At 40.8% G+C, this 15827-nt stretch carries 12 protein-coding genes; 9 read left to right on the top strand and 3 right to left on the bottom strand.

Going from position 1 to position 15827, the window contains the following annotated elements; genetic code table 11:
• The first annotated feature begins 344 nt into the window (after positions 1-344).
• From WAA86_RS03705 to WAA86_RS03685, 5 genes are all read left to right on the top strand, one after another.
• Positions 345-3818: a BspA family leucine-rich repeat surface protein gene (locus WAA86_RS03705; protein ID WP_337299632.1), complete on the top strand. Its 3474-nt coding sequence runs from the start codon at positions 345-347 to the stop codon at positions 3816-3818.
• On the top strand, positions 3815-4516 hold the full coding sequence (locus WAA86_RS03700) for a hypothetical protein (RefSeq protein ID WP_337299631.1): 702 nt from the start codon (positions 3815-3817) through the stop codon (positions 4514-4516). Before WAA86_RS03705 ends, WAA86_RS03700 begins: the two co-directional genes overlap by 4 nt.
• Positions 4517-4814: 298 nt before the next feature.
• Positions 4815-5603: a universal stress protein gene (locus tag WAA86_RS03695; protein ID WP_337299630.1), complete on the top strand. Its 789-nt coding sequence runs from the start codon at positions 4815-4817 to the stop codon at positions 5601-5603.
• Positions 5604-5803: 200 nt separating this feature from the next.
• Entirely contained in the window at positions 5804-6268 is a 465-nt protein-coding gene (locus WAA86_RS03690) for a (2Fe-2S)-binding protein (protein WP_337299629.1), read from the top strand.
• A 28-nt stretch (positions 6269-6296) separates the two neighbouring features.
• Complete coding sequence (locus WAA86_RS03685) at positions 6297-8495, top strand: xanthine dehydrogenase family protein molybdopterin-binding subunit (RefSeq protein WP_337299628.1); 2199 nt, start codon at positions 6297-6299, stop codon at positions 8493-8495.
• Positions 8496-8546: 51 nt separating this feature from the next.
• Here the strand turns inward: WAA86_RS03685 and WAA86_RS03680 are convergent, their stop codons facing one another.
• Together WAA86_RS03680 and WAA86_RS03675 are read right to left on the bottom strand one after the other, a co-directional pair.
• On the bottom strand, positions 8547-8942 hold the full coding sequence (locus tag WAA86_RS03680; RefSeq protein WP_337299627.1) for a response regulator: 396 nt from the start codon (positions 8940-8942) through the stop codon (positions 8547-8549).
• Positions 8943-8953: 11 nt separating this feature from the next.
• Entirely contained in the window at positions 8954-11278 is a 2325-nt protein-coding gene (locus WAA86_RS03675) for a PAS domain-containing sensor histidine kinase (protein WP_337299626.1), read from the bottom strand.
• Between the two features lie 178 nt (positions 11279-11456).
• Here WAA86_RS03675 and WAA86_RS03670 point away from each other — a divergent pair, with 178 nt between their 5' ends.
• Together WAA86_RS03670 and WAA86_RS03665 are read left to right on the top strand one after the other, a co-directional pair.
• Positions 11457-12068 carry a leishmanolysin-related zinc metalloendopeptidase gene (locus tag WAA86_RS03670; RefSeq protein ID WP_337299625.1) on the top strand — a complete coding sequence of 204 codons (612 nt, stop codon included), beginning with the start codon at positions 11457-11459 and terminating at the stop codon, positions 12066-12068.
• Between the two features lie 271 nt (positions 12069-12339).
• On the top strand, positions 12340-13710 hold the full coding sequence (locus WAA86_RS03665) for a transglutaminase-like domain-containing protein (RefSeq protein WP_337299624.1): 1371 nt from the start codon (positions 12340-12342) through the stop codon (positions 13708-13710).
• 2 nt (positions 13711-13712) lie between these two features.
• Here WAA86_RS03665 and WAA86_RS03660 read toward each other — a convergent pair whose 3' ends face one another.
• Positions 13713-13955 (bottom strand): hypothetical protein, encoded by a 243-nt coding sequence (locus WAA86_RS03660; protein WP_337299623.1) that lies wholly within the window; start codon positions 13953-13955, stop codon positions 13713-13715.
• Between the two features lie 269 nt (positions 13956-14224).
• Here WAA86_RS03660 and WAA86_RS03655 point away from each other — a divergent pair, with 269 nt between their 5' ends.
• A complete protein-coding gene (locus WAA86_RS03655; protein WP_337299622.1) occupies positions 14225-15052 on the top strand; it encodes an SDR family NAD(P)-dependent oxidoreductase in 828 nt (275 codons plus the stop codon).
• Between the two features lie 176 nt (positions 15053-15228).
• A complete protein-coding gene (kefF, locus tag WAA86_RS03650; RefSeq protein WP_337299621.1) occupies positions 15229-15825 on the top strand; it encodes a glutathione-regulated potassium-efflux system oxidoreductase KefF in 597 nt (198 codons plus the stop codon).
• Positions 15826-15827: the final 2 nt, after the last annotated feature.

Here is a 15827-nt window from a genome sequence, read left to right as displayed (position 1 = left end):
AAGGGGAGTTCATGCCGTACCTGATCAAAATTTACCTCATCATATTTTTCCAATGATGAGCTTCCTATTTCTTGCCTTGTTCTGCAAAAGGCAATTCTACTTGTAATTTTCCGTTAATTTTCACAAGGCTTTCTGCTATAGGCAACTGACAAACCTGAAAAGTATACCCTTTAAAGGCAATCCCATCAAGATTCTTCAAATACTAACCTTCCCATAAGTCCAACTTCTGCAGTTTGGATGTTACAAGGACAGAATTCCAAATCAACCCTTTATCGAAATTATAGAAAATATTATTTTTTTAAAGACTAAATTCTATATGTTTACGTTTCTGATTAAAAAAATGTATGAAAAAAAAATATCTCTCCATGCTACTCGGTTTAAGTGTATTCATGGTAAGTGCACAAACCGAATTCATTACCACCTGGAAGACAGATAATACAGGGGTTTCCAACGACAACCAAATCATTATTCCTACTTTTCCTGGCGAAGTTTATAATTACGACGTAGATTGGGGTGATGGGTCTATAGATTCAGACGTCAAAGGAGATATATCACATACATATACCACTTCCGGAACATACCAAATAGCCATTACTGGAGATTTTCCAAGAATATATTTTGATTTTGATGGGTTAAATTCCGTTTCCAATGACAGGGAAAAAATCCTTGCCATTAACCAATGGGGTAATATTCAATGGAGTTCTATGGAATTTGCTTTTCAAGGTTGCTCAAACCTAGATGTTATTGCCACGGATACTCCAGATCTATCCAATGTTAAGTCCACTTTTGGCATGTTTTATTTATGCCCTTCTTTAGTAGGCAATTCAGCTTTCTCAAATTGGGATGTTAGTAATGTGAGCGACTTTAGTTCTATGTTCAGGGGTGCCACCTTGTTCAACCAAGAAATTGGAAACTGGGATATGTCCAATGCTTCCAGTTTGGTGTGTTTGTTCTGCCAAGCAGAATCATTCAATCAACCAATAGGCAATTGGAATGTTTCTAAGGTCACCAATTTAAACCATACTTTTGATGGCGCTTTTTCCTTTAATCAGGATATTTCCAATTGGGATGTGAGTAAGGTAACTTCAATGGGCAGTACTTTTAGTGATGCCACCTTATTCAATCAAGATCTTTCCTCCTGGGATGTTGGTCAGGTAACCCAAATGCCAGGAATGTTTCTAAGGGCCACTAACTTCAATTCAGATATTAGTAATTGGAATGTTGGCAAGGTCACCAATATGTCCCAAATGTTTTATTTCGCCAATGCCTTTAATCAGCCCATTGGCGTATGGGATACATCCAATGTCACGGAAATGTTCGGCATGTTCGACGGTGCCATCAATTTTAATCAAGACCTATCCGGTTGGAATGTAGGAAAGGTAACCAATATGGAGGCCATGTTTAGGAATACGCTTGGTTTTAATCAGGATATTGCTAACTGGGATGTATCCAAGGTAACCTCTATGGTTTCCATGTTCGAAGGTTCTATGGATTTCAATCAGGATTTGGGAGCTTGGAATGTCGGTCAAGTCAAGGATATGACCAACATGTTTGCCAATAACGCACTTAATACCGATTTTTACGATAGTATGTTGAATGCATGGGCGGAACTCCCGGTGCTGCAACAAAATGTAGTTTTTGATGGTGGTTTTAGCAAGTATTGCGATTCCGAATTGGCAAAGCGCAAATTAAAAATAAGGGCCAATTGGACGATCAAGGATGAAGGCAAGGATATAACAAACTGTAATGATAAACCATTCATTACTACCTGGAAAACCGATAACCCAGGAACATCTGCCGATGATCAAATAACGATCCCCACCGCCAGTAACCTAACATACAACTATCAGGTAGATTGGGGCGATGGAACATCAACCTCTAATATAGCTGGTAATATCACACATACCTACGCTATTCCTGGAACATATACCGTTTCCATCACCGGGGATTTTCCTTGGATTTATTTTGGTAATGGAGGTGATGCTGAAAAATTGATTCAGATCAACCAATGGGGCGATATTAAATGGAAAAACTTCAATTCTTCCTTCTCAGGTTGTAGTAATGTGGATGTTTTAGCCCTTGATGTGCCCGACCTGTCCCAGATCAATGCTACCCAAAGCATGTTCTTTTCGTGTAGGTCTTTGGTAGGAAATTCGAATTTTAATTACTGGGACATGTCCAACGTTCGGTATATCAACAGCATGTTTGGTTATGCCGAGAAATTCAATCAAGATCTAACGTATTGGGATGTCAGCAATGTATTGGATATGTCTTCATTATTTACCGGTGCTACCTCCTTTAATCAGAAAATTGAAAATTGGGATGTTGGGATGGTAAACGATATGACAGGGATGTTCGCAGTATCCAATTTTAATCAACCTTTAGGCAATTGGAATGTGAGCAATGTCCAGAACATGGGTGGTATGTTCAATGGAAACAAGGTATTCAACCAAGATATATCAGCCTGGGATGTTAGTAGCGTTACCTCCATGTCATCTATGTTCCAAAATACAGAACTATTTAACCAGGATATTTCAACGTGGGATACTTCCAATGTACAGAACATGCTCAATATGTTCAATACCGCCATAGGTTTTAATCAGGATATTAGCACGTGGGATGTTGGAAATATAACGGACATGGGAGGTATGTTCCAAAGAGCTTCTTCCTTCAATCAAGATATCTCCAATTGGAATGTAAGCAATGTGACCAATATGATGTGGATGTTCAATGAGGCTACTGATTTTGACCAAAGTTTAGGGAATTGGGACGTTCAAAAAGTGAGGAACATGAGTCTAATGTTCGACGGTATTGCCCTGTCCATAGATAAATACAATAGCACACTCATTGGCTGGAGCCAATTGCCTGCATTATTGATAGGTGTTACTTTCAATGCTGGAAACAGTAAATTTTGCGAGGGCGGTGAAGCGAGACAGTTCATCATAGACACCTTTGGATGGAACATTCAAGATGGAGGAGAAGTGCCTTTGTGTAATGAAGACAATGATGTGGATGGAGTTTTTGATCATTTGGATAGCTGCTTAAATACAAACATAGGAGTACCTATCAATGAAAATGGCTGTGAAATTATTTCCGTTGAGGCCATTAGTGTTTATACCAAGACACCTTCTTGTCCAGGTGTTGCCAACGGTAGTATTGAGATATCCAGTAACCTACTTGGGTATTCACTGGACATCAGTATAGCCGGCGATAATTTGAAGGAAGAATTCATGGGTGTAACATCAGATTCCAATTTCAGCATACCAAATTTATCCGCTGGTAGTTATACGGTGACCGTTTCCATCCCAAATGCCAATTATGAACAGAACTACGGTATAAGCATCAACGAGATCGATGATGTTTCAGGTAAGAGACAGGTAATCGACACCAAGAATAAAACCGTGACCTATCTGGTTTCTGGAAGCAAACTATACAGTGTAGAGGTCAATGGTGAGTTAAGAAAGTATTCCTACCCAGACACAGGGACCCATGAACTGGTAATCCGTGACCTCAAAGGCTCCAATTCGGTCGTCATCTCCGGTGACAGCGATTGCCAGGGAAAAGTGTCCGATTCCTTCTTTATGGACCAAGAACTATATGTTTACCCAACCCTTACTTCTGAAAAGGTATTTGTAGACGGGGCATATGAAAAAATAGAGGTGGCCGTCTACGACCTTTCGGGAAGGATGCTCTTCAAAAAGAATATACTGAAGGGCAACGATAAATCCGTGGATCTAAGTTCTAACGAAGCAGGTTTGTATTCCATTAAAGTGACCAAACAGGGAAAAACAACAACATTTAAGATTATCAAAAAATGAAAAATATAGTAGTTAAAAATTTTACAGCCGTAATACTCCTAGTTGTCCTTTTGCTCTCATGTAGCAAGGGTTCTGAGGCCGAACCTACGGAAAAACCTATTGCCAATGTACCGGGCAGTATTTCCCTAACATTACCGGCTAATGGGGAACCCTGTACCGCTTTTGAAGAAGTAGCAGGGGAACCCTTAAAGGTCTCCGTTCTTTTTAAATGGTCTTCCTCTGAATTTGCAGAAACCTATGTGCTTCGGGTTTTTGAATCCCAAACCGAAGTAATCATGCAGAGCTCCAATGCTTTGGAGTCAAAATTGGTATTGGACAAAGGTAAAAGTTATACATGGAGCGTCACAGCAAAAAATAAAGAAGGGGAAAAGGCAAGCAACAGCTATTCCTTCACCACCCCTGGTGAACCGGTGGGAAATTATGTGCCCTACGCTGCCGTGATTACAACCTCATTTAATAATAACACCTCCAAGTTGAACATTTCTTGGGTGGGCCGCGACGAAGATGGAGAACCATTGACCTACGATGTTACCGTGATGGAAGAAGATACCTTAGTAGTGGAATATGCCGGCTTGGAAATCACATCCATTGATCCTGTGGCCTTTGAGCCAAAAACAATCTACACCATTGAAGTGGTTTCTAAAGATCCAGTTGGAAACTTCTCGGTATCTAAGGTCACCATGGTTTCTCCTGAATAGTCAATTATTGTAAATACTATAGTGAAAAATTTAAATGGCCATGGCGATATTAGTCATGGTCCATTTGATTTTAAAGGGAATATTTAAACATCAACAATTCACTTCAGTTTCCATCAATAATTCATCAGGGCCTTATTCTATTCATTTTTTTTCTTAAGCATTCGTTAAACTTCAATTTGTTTAGCTTTTTTGTGCTATATTTAAACATAATTTATTGTATACTGATACATTCTTTAAGTAATTAGGATTTCCAAATACCCTTTTCAATTACTTAGCACTAACTTAAACTGGAATAGATATGAATTCAACCCCTACGAACTACAGCATCTTGGTTTTTATTGATTTTTCTGAAACCTCAATCATCGCCCTTAAAAATGCCGCTAAGTTGGTAAAATCGGTCAACGGAAACATACAGGCCCATTATGTGGAGCCTTTAAGACGAACTGCGGAAGAAGAAAATCAGCTTACTTTTAAACGAAGACTTACTCAAAGTCTCAAACAATCCAATGCTAAAGCACAGAAAATAATTGCGCCCATTGCCGAGGAGGAAGGGGTTGAAATCAATTTTACCATGGATTGGGGAAATATTAAAGATTCTATTTTAAAGAAAGTAAAGGACACCGACCCGGATCTCGTAATTCTGGGTAGACGTAAGGCCAAAATGTTGGACTTCATTGGTGATAAATTAACGCAATTTGTCGTAGATCAATTGGATACAAACGTTTTGATCAGTGGTAGTCATCATGAGTTACATTCGTTTTCTGATCTATATCTCGGCTTTTATGGTGAAACCCTGGAAAAAAGTGAATTTAAAATTATAGACCATTTACAGGAATCAAATAGATCTATCAAATATTTTGGGATCCGTAATAAAATGCCAGAGCATTCAACCGGTCAAAGAGATCAGGAAAATAATTCCTCTTTTATTTTTCCACAAGATGGGACAAATGCCATAGAGGCACTTACATCCTATGTTGTTCGCACCAATACCCAGTTATTTTGTATACCAAAGAACAATAATTTGGAATTACAGCCCGTAAAGGAAATGGTCCACCGTTTGGATATCCCCATTTTACTGTACAAATAGGCGAAATATCTTTTGAACATTATACATACTCTAAAAAGGCCATGACAATATTCATCATGGCTTTTTTAATGATTAAAAACCATTCAAAAAAGGGAACGGATTTATTCTAAAAAATTAAGGATCAATTGATTGCATTAATATTATCTTGGCATTGATAAATTTTGTAATTTAATCTGCGACATTTACTTATATAAAAAATCATGGCAAACTTCAATCTGAATATCAACGGAAAGACCCAGCAATTAGACGTAGATCCTACCACCCCAATGCTCTGGGTACTGCGGGACCATCTCAAATTGGTGGGCACAAAATACGGTTGTGGCATCGCACAGTGCGGCGCCTGCACCATACACCTTGGGGACACTGCGGTACGTTCATGCCAATTACCCGTATCTTCCGTTGGGGACCAGAAAATCACGACCATTGAGGGGCTGTCCGAAAACGGAGACCACCCCATACAAAAGGCTTGGTTGGAAATAGATGTATATCAATGTGGGTATTGTCAGGCGGGACAGATCATGAACGCCAGTGCTTTTCTGAAAAGCAATCCCAATCCGACCGATGCGGAAATAGATAGTGCCATGAACGGTAATATTTGTCGTTGCGGCACCTATACGCGCATCAAAAAGGCCATCAAATCCGCTGCCAATTCTGAAAACGCTTAAAACGCCAGCTTATCTAAAAAGAAATATCATGACACATATCAAAACGCAATATAATCGTCGTTCATTCATCAAAGTTTCCGCTGCTGCCGGGGGCGGGATGCTCATAGGCTTTAGCTGGCTCAATGCCTGCAAGCCCAATGCCCCGGAATTAAAGACCGGACTGGAGTTGCCAAAAGAATGGTTCGAAATCAATGGGTATATCAAAATAGGGGATAATGGATTGGTCACTATCTATTCACCAAATCCGGAAATTGGTCAGAACGTAAGAACTTCAATGCCCATGATCGTCGCAGAGGAACTGGATGTGCCATGGGAAAATGTCATCGTAGAACAAGCCCCGCTCAATACTGGATGGTACCAAAACCAATTTGCAGGGGGCAGTCTATCCATTCGGTTGAGCTGGAACGCGCTACGGATGGCAGGAGCAACAGGTAAGGCTATGTTATTGGAAGCTGCCGCCAAAGAATGGGGACTAAAAGCTTCCGATCTAACGGCCAAGGAAGGCGTCATCAAAGAAAATAACGGCGAAAGGACACTGTCCTATGGAGAAGTGGCCTCTAAGGCTGTAGGCATTGAAATCCCCGAGGAAGTTGAACTTAAAGATGTCAATGATTTTAAATTGATAGGAACAAGCATCAAGAATGTCGACGGGAAGAAAATAATTACAGGGGAACCACTGTTCGGTCTGGATTTCCATAGGGATGGCATGCAATTGGCGATGATCCAACACCCGCCGGCCTTCGGTATGAAAGTGAAGGATTTCAATGAAGCGGAGATCAAAGGTATGCCTGGGGTAAAAGATGCATTTATCATAGATACCACTATTGACGAACCTGCCATGTTCGATGAACAGGGCTTTAAGCAACTCATTGCTATCGTAGGTGAATCTACCTGGCAGTTAATGCAGGCAAAAAAGGCACTTAAGGCCAACTGGGAAACCGTTGGGGAATTGGAAAGTTCCAGCACCCATTTGCAGCGGTTGGAAAAGGCACTTCAATCGGGCGAAGTGGAAGACAGTAGAAAAGATGGGAATCCTGAGGCTGCCTTCAAAAAGGCCAGTAAGGTCATTGAACGTACCTATAGCGCACCCTTTATAGCACACAATACCTTGGAACCCATGAACTTCTTTGCCCATGTCAAGGAAGATTCGGCAGAACTCATCGGGCCAACACAAACACCGGAAGCATTGGAAGGGTCGGTCTCCAAATTACTGAATATGCCCCTAGAGAACATCACGGTGCAAATGACCCGTATCGGGGGAGGTTTCGGAAGAAGGCTCTATGTACACTTTGGGGTGGAAGCGGCGGCTATATCCAAAAAAATAGGTGGCCCCGTAAAACTTATTTATTCCCGTGAGGACGATATGTCCCAAGGGACCTATAGGCCTACCTACAGATCTACCTATAAAGCTGGATTGGATGAGAACAACATTCTTATTGCCTTTTCGGTAAAGGGTGCCGGATTGCCGGAGGGCCCTGTTTTTCCAAATCGCTTTCCGGCCGGGGCGGTTGAGAATTATTCCGCAGAAAAAATCAAAGGAGATACCAACGTCACCACCGGCGCTTGGCGAGCCCCAAGATCCAATTTTACGGCAGGTGCAGAACAGTCATTTCTTGATGAAGTGGCAGAACTGGCAGGGAAAGATCCGATCGATTTCCGTTTGGAACTGTTCGATAGGGCCATCAAAAATCCTGTTGGTGCAGCATATGAATACGATGCAGAACGCTATGCAGGAGTCTTAAAATTGGTCAAGGAAAAGGCCAATTGGGGGACAAAAGATCCCAATGTGCACCGGGGAGTAGCTGCATATTTTTGTCATTCTACCTATGTGGCAGAAGTCATGGACATTGAAATGGTCAAAGGCCAGCCAATTGTCAAAAAGGTTTGGTGTGCGGTTGATTGCGGGATTGTCGTAAACAAAGATGCGGCCAAAAACATGATAGAAGGTGGCGTAATTGACGGGATCGGCCATGCCATGTACAGTCAGCTGACATTTGACAATGGTGCCCCCAATCAAATGAATTTTGACAAGTACCAATTGATCAGGCATTCACAGGCACCAAAAGAAATAGAGGTGTTCTTTGTTGAAAACCAAATAGACCCCACAGGACTGGGAGAACCGGGATTGCCACCGGCCATGGGTGCTTTGGCAAATGCTATGTTCAAGGCTACTGGCCAGCGTTACTATCACCAGCCCTTTGCCACGGAAAGGCAAGTAGTAGGGTAGTGCGAGGTATTTTTACAATGAAAATTTGGCATTCAATGTACATGTTCCTCTTTAGACCAGTAATTTCATTACGGCGTTTAACTTAAAAGGATCCAAGGGCTTAGTCAGAAAATCCTTGACAAGGGGATTTTTTTTGGCAGCGTCAATATCCTTCCTGTTGATGGAAGAGCTGAGCATGATAATGTTACACTTTGCTTGTTGATGTGGAAGTGGACATAGTTTTGATAACTCTTTTAAAAATTCAAAACCATCCATTTCGGGCATTTTGATATCCAAGAATATAAGTTCTGGCAACGTGTCCATCTTACTACCCAAATATTCCAACGCCTCTACCGGGGAGAGCTTTACCGTTATATGTTCTGCAATTTTTTCTGAGGTTACAATCCTTTTATTGATATAGTTGTCTATATAATTGTCATCGATCAATAAAATTTCCTTGAGTGCCATGCCTTCCTGCTTTATTTTGAATTTGGTATGGTAATGCTAAATCTGGTGCCTTTTTCCAATTCTGACGCCATTTCAATGGTTCCTTGTAGTTTATCCAAGGTTTCTTTGACGATATAGGTACCCATGCCCGATCCTGTCGACATTTTTGTGGCCCTGTAGAACATCTCAAAAATTTTATCCTTGTGCTCTTCTCCTATCCCTATTCCGTTGTCCTCTATGACCACAGCAGCCTTCTCATGGTCTACCGTGACCGATATCTTTACAAAGTGCTCTGTTTTGTTTTCATCATAGTATTTGATGGCATTGGAAACTAGATTCCCCAATATAATTTCAAGTCGTTTTTTATCCGAATAAAATTCTGTTTCTTGCGATATTTCTATGATGGGTTCAGGGTTGTATTTGATGTTCATGAATTTCAGGCTTTCCCAAATGGACCTGATCAATGTTTCAAAATCAATCTTTTCAATGGAGATCTCCCTCCTAGAATTTACGGAATAATCAAAAATGCTCCTGATAAACACATCCATCTTATCTATGGTCTTGGACATGAGGGACAATGGCTCTTTTAAATCTTCGTTCTCCTTTGGCAAAATCATATCCATTATTTCTATCAAACCCATAAGAGAGGTCAGCGGGGCTCTTAGATCATGGGAGGCACTATATACAAATCGGTCCAATTCTTTATTGGCTTTTAACAGCTCTTCATTTTTCTGGGAAAGCTCTTCATGGATCCTTTTGTCCTCCGTAAAGTCCTGTATGGTTCCTTTTAATTTGAGATACTGCCCATTCTCGGACCTTACTGTTTCTCCTATTTCATGAATATACTTGATCTTATTCGCATTGGCTTTGATATAGTACCCAATGGCATAGCCCTTTTCATTTTTTATGGATCTATCCACAAGATCGTTAAAAGTATTATAGTCTTCAGGCAGGCATTTGGACCTGTATAGATCGAATAAGTTTTCCTTGGAATCTTTGTCTATTTCCAAAATGTTGTACATCTCATCCGAGAAGTGTACCTCCTTGGTGAAGGGGTTGAATTCCCAACTGCCTATTTTGGCCATCCGCTGTGCCTCTTTCAATTGTAGATTGGAATTTTCCAGTTGTTTTTCCGCAATTTTTAATTTGGTCACATTGATGTGGGAAATGACCAATTTATCAGATTCCGATCCAAAGGGCACCACGTGGAGCGTAAACCATCGTTTCTCCAAAGGTGAATGACAGGGATATTCAATACTGAAACTTGGTTTCTCTTTTTGGAGTACGGCCCTGAAACCTTCCAATACCTCTAGAGACAAGGTGTCGCCCTGAGAGATCGCCTTTTTACAAATTTCTATATAATTGCTTCCAACCGAAGTTCTGGCCAAATTACTCTCCCCATTATTTATGGAGAATTCGTTCCAGGCCTTGTTTACGGCCAAAATTTCCCCTGATTTATCAATGACGGCAATATGTGCACTTAGGGATGAAAGGATGCCATTGTTAAAGGCTTCACTTTCCTTTAATGCAATATCCATCTGTTTTTTCTCAATGAGCAGCCTGTCCTCTACATTTTTCTTTTCGATCTTAAGATCCATGTACTTTTTTCTATACTTCAAAATTGAGAGTATGTCCCGCTGCTGATTGACAATAAAGGAACTGCTGACCTTTTCTTTGTCTATATAGGTCAGGTAGATATGAAGAATGGCGGCAAACAAAAAGGCAACTACGGTTTTCCCTATAACATGTCCTATCAATGAGGATGTAAAGGTTGGTGAACTATAGAATACCCCGATATTGAATGCCAGGGCGTCAAAGATCAGAACGGACCAAAGGGACAGGAATAAAATAAAAAACAAAAAAGGTTTCTTGATTTTGGAAATCAGAAATTGGTAGATGACGGCCAGTAAAATAAAATCAAATAACAGGATGATTGTCCCAATAATAAAATACTTGTAATTTATATTGAATATTGTGGTGGGATCCAATTCAACGGTGTATAGTTGTCTGATAAAATAATCCTGGGCAGCGGTAACCTCGAACAATCCGGCCAAGAAAAAATTTGAGATGAGTATGCCTATGATCAGGGTCCTTGCACTTTGAACACCCTCCTTGATATATATTAGCAATAAAGCAAATAAAAGGGCACTGAACAAAATTACGGAGCCGGGATAGATGGGGAACTTACCCAAAAAGTTGAAACTGATCAGCTTTTCCAAATTGACCTGAAAGTACTGGAAACAACCCAAAAGAATATAAAGTGGGGCGAGGCCCAATTTATCCCTTAGATTAAACAGGATCAGTATGCATGACGTGATCAAAAGTAATTCTATCAGAATAGAGGCAAAGACATACATAAAAAGAGGATATGAAATCTAATTTAAGGAATTATTAAAGGTAAAATAGATTTTAGATCATAAATATAGAAATAATACGATGAAATATCATTTCGTTATATGGTTCATAAGAAGTCTCATAACTCACCTAGTTACATGCACTTTGTTCATAGCATGATTGCAATTACCTCTTTTTGGGGTGTTTTATAAGACATGTATCTCTGAAAAAGTTTACCAGTTAGTACCCGGCACTAGATTTGTCCGCACCAGTGATTTCTGGACATTGAGCGGTGTAATGTTTTTTGATGTGGCCGATTTGGAATTTTTGGATAGCTTGAATCTTTTTGAGGATGTGATCGTCCACGAAATGGGTCATGTTTTGGGAGTTGGTACCCTTTGGAACATTGCCGATAGAACACTAAGAGCGGGGCCCACCCCTAACCCCTATTTTACAGGTAGTAAAGCGAACGTTTTTTGGAATGCCGAAGGCGGAACAAACGAATTGCCCATTGAAAATATTGGTGGTCCGGGAACTGCGGGAGGCCACTGGCGTGAATCTGTTTTAAAAAACGAATTGATGACCGGCTTTTTGAATTTGGTAGAGAATCCATTGAGCCGTATTACTGCTGGTTCCATGAGAGATCTGGGATATGGTTCGGCCTCAGTAGGGGAGTCGTATGAGCTTCCAAAGGGCACGGCCGGTGTAGATATCAATGAGCTTGCGAAAAGTGGAGAAAATTCAGGACTGAATATTACACAAATGGAGGTCTTACTGGAACCTATTGGCACTGTAACTACCAAAAAAGAATAAACTGAAGTTTACTTATCTTCTTTCTGAACACAGATATACGTGGTCTTTAGAAGAATACAACAAAGGGCTTGTATGGGACGTTGGTTCCACTACAAGCCCTTTTCTTTTTACGTCATAAGATACTCTTTCCAGCCATCAAGCCTCATTCTGAGTCCATCGCCAAGGACTCAAGCCATATGGTTAGGGCATTCATCTGAGACCGGTATCATTAAAATGCCAAAGAGTTGTAGAAATTATCGTAAATTCATGGCTCTAGAAATCATATTACTGTATGAAAAATCGCTTTATTGTTCTCCTTGGAATCCTGGCCACGATGATGGCCTGCAATCTGGGCACCAAACAACAGAAAGAAGAAAAACAACTTGCTGTAAAGAAAGTGCCCAATGTGGTTACTGCTGATATAGAAGCTGGAATCAAAGAGAATATAGCAAAAAAGGTAGCTGAGGGTGGCGGTTATTTTCATATCGCTACGGAAGAAAAAGAACTGCGGCTACAACTGGTTCGGGTACATACCGAATACCTTTCCAATTTAGGCCCCCAGCGTCATTTCGCCTGTGTAGATCTGGCCGATGTCAGTGGAGATGTATACGATGTGGATTTTTTCTTGGCTGGTGATCCGGGCAATATGACCGTTACCGAAACCACCCTGCACAAACTCAATGGAAAACCCTTTTATACCTGGAAACAACGGAAGGATAAGACCTGGTACAGAATGCCATTACAAAACGCATCAACAGACCTGCTTGGCGTTAAAGAAGGTGATGATGCCTTTGAGTTTCATTACGATGTTACCTTGCCAGAAATGTCCGGACCTGCAAAAATGTGGCTTCCCATTCCCCAGACAGACCGCTTTCAAACCGTTGAATTGCGTTCCATAAACGCACCTGTGGCCCATCGGATATTGAAGGAAAAGAAATACGGCAATTCCATTTTATATATGGAACTAGCTCCCGAACACAGTGGAAAGAAAGTGGAACTTGTCTACGATGTGCAAAGGCAGGAGAAAAACCCCTATGCCGAAGATGCCGATCCTTCGCCCTATCTCGATGCCAATAAACTGTTGCCCATTGGAGACCGGTTCGAGGTACTGGCAGACAGCATAATTGGGGACAAGCGCTCTGAAGGTGCCATTATGCAGGCGAGGGCCTTGTATGATTATATCATTGACAATATGAAGTATATCAAAGCTGGAAAATACGGCACCGGGGATGCCGTTTATGCCTGCGATGCCCTTACCGGCAACTGTACGGAATTCCATTCCCTATTTATTTCCTTGGCCCGATCCGCGGGAATACCTTCGCGCTTTGCCGTAGGGGCTTCTATCCCTTCTGATCGGGACGAAGGGGGGATTGATGGATATCACTGTTGGGCAGAATTCTATGCTGAAGGAAAATGGTGGCCTGTAGATATTAGCGAAGCCAATAAATATACGGCCTTGGCCACGTATTACTTTGGTCGGCATCCTGCCAATAGGATCGAATTTACCCGTGGGCGCGATCTGCAACCAGATCCTGGGCCGCATTCCGGCCCCATCAACTTTCTTGCCTATCCAGTTATGGAAATAGGCAAGGAGCCCGCATTCCCAAAAACATTCTTTTCATTTCGCAGGAAGGCGGCAACCCTAAACACAGAAAGCCTATAATATTATCCTGCTACGGTATCCTTTGGATGTTCCTCTCCCTCCGGATGCTCTCCGCCCTCGGGATGTTCCCCTCCTTCAGGATGTTCTCCGCCTTCCGGGTGTTCATCAGATTCCGAATGGATTTCCTGCTCTTCTGTTTTTTCCTTTTCCTTTTGTTCACGACAGGAGGTCAGAGAACTGGCAGCCAAAAAACCACATAACAGCATGGCAAGGGTCAAGAATTTAATCTCTTTTAAACGACTCATAATCATAGATGTTTTAAGAATTAAAAATCAAACATGCCTCTACATATTTGATTCTGTTAAATATAACAATTTTTAAAAGATGATGATAGCGCATGTTTCATCTTAAAGTTTTCAAGTGGTTTTTTATAAATTATAGTCTATAAACCCTACCAATAATCAACTTCATGGTTTCAAAAAACCTATTAAATGCGTCATAAGTCGCATGGGAAGCATTAACTACTTTAAATGAAGATGACTACCTTGTGTCTGTAAAACAATCTGTACGCATTATGAATAAAATCATACTGATAACGGGAAGCACAGATGGCATAGGGAAATTAACTGCCATGAAATTGGCCGGTAATGGCCATACCGTCTATGTGCATGGAAGAAACAAAGCAAAATTGGAAGCCGTGATTTCAGAAATAAAAGAGGCTTCAAACAATCAAAATGTAAAAGGGTTTCTAGCAGATTTTTCTGATTTGGACGCTGTCTCAAAAATGGCCGAACAGGTTAAAAATGAAGTTCCTGCAATTGATGTGATGATCAATAATGCCGGAGTTTATAATAGCAAGACCCCGAAAAACAAAGATGGACTGGATATCAGATTTGTGGTCAATTATTTGGCACCTTATGTGTTGACCCACGCTCTTCTTCCAAAACTTAAAAAAGCGGTAGCGCCAAGAATCATAAACTTGAGTTCTGCAGCACAGGCCACGGTAGATGAAGATGTCATAAGGGGAAAACAGCAAGTTTCTGACAATGCCGCCTACGCCCAAAGTAAATTGGCTTTGACCATGTGGAGTTTTCATTTAGCACAAGCAGAGCCAAATATTGTGGTTATTGCCGTAAATCCTGGTTCGCTATTGAACACTAAAATGGTTCAAGAAGCCTTTGGGGAATATTGGTCACCAACCAAAAAAGGGGTTGATATTCTATATGATCTTGCGCTTTTAAATACCTACAGCAATGATTCAGGGAAGTATTTTGATAATGATAAGGGCAATCCCAAAGGAGTTTTCGGTCCTGCACATGCTGATGCCTCTGACGAAGGGAAAATTACGACTATGTTGGACCTAACAGAGAACATCCTGGAAAGGATCCAAACATCAAAATAACCCATAGCTATAACTTTTGTTACAACAGGGACATAATTAACCATAGCTGTAGGATTAAAATTCGATAAAAGGGTAATTCCTTTAGCGATGGTAATTATCTTTACCCGTGTGCTTAAGGCTATAGCGCTATGACATACGTTAAAAGGATTTAATACTGTCATTTTTAAATGAATAACATGAAAAAAATATTGGTTCTTTTCTCACATCCTAAATTTGAGAATTCTAGGGCAAATTTGGTTCTCGTAGAGCATATTAAAAATAAAGAGGGCGTAACATTTCGTGATCTATATGAACTTTATCCTGATTTTAATGTTGATGTAAAAGCGGAACAAGAATTACTGAGTCAACACGACGTTATTATTTGGCACCATCCATTCTATTGGTACAGCTGTCCTCCATTAATGAAACAGTGGATAGACATGGTTTTGGAGTTTGGATGGGCATATGGCCCAAATACCCATGCCCTTAGCTCTAAAATCTGCTTAAATGTGATTACTACGGGTGGTTCAAGGGAAGTATATTGCTCCAAAGGCACCAATAGTTTTACGATCAATCAGTTTCTAAGACCTTTTGAGCAAACCGCAATCTTGTGCGGTATGAGGTATTTTCCCCCTTTTGCAGTCATGGGAACACATAAATTGAGCGATGGGGAATTAGATCGTGACGCAAAAAAATACAGCAATTTAATTGATTTGCTTCAAGGCGGATTCACCTTGTCCGATTTTGAGGGTTGTGCCTTTTTAAATGATATCCCAGAACTTATAACTGCTTAACA

Origin of the sequence: Sediminicola sp. 1XM1-17, assembly GCF_037203765.1 — a bacterium.
Taxonomy (GTDB): domain Bacteria; phylum Bacteroidota; class Bacteroidia; order Flavobacteriales; family Flavobacteriaceae; genus Sediminicola.
The sequence above is the reverse complement of the archived record's forward strand: the minus strand, read 5'-3'. Positions and strand labels throughout refer to the sequence as shown.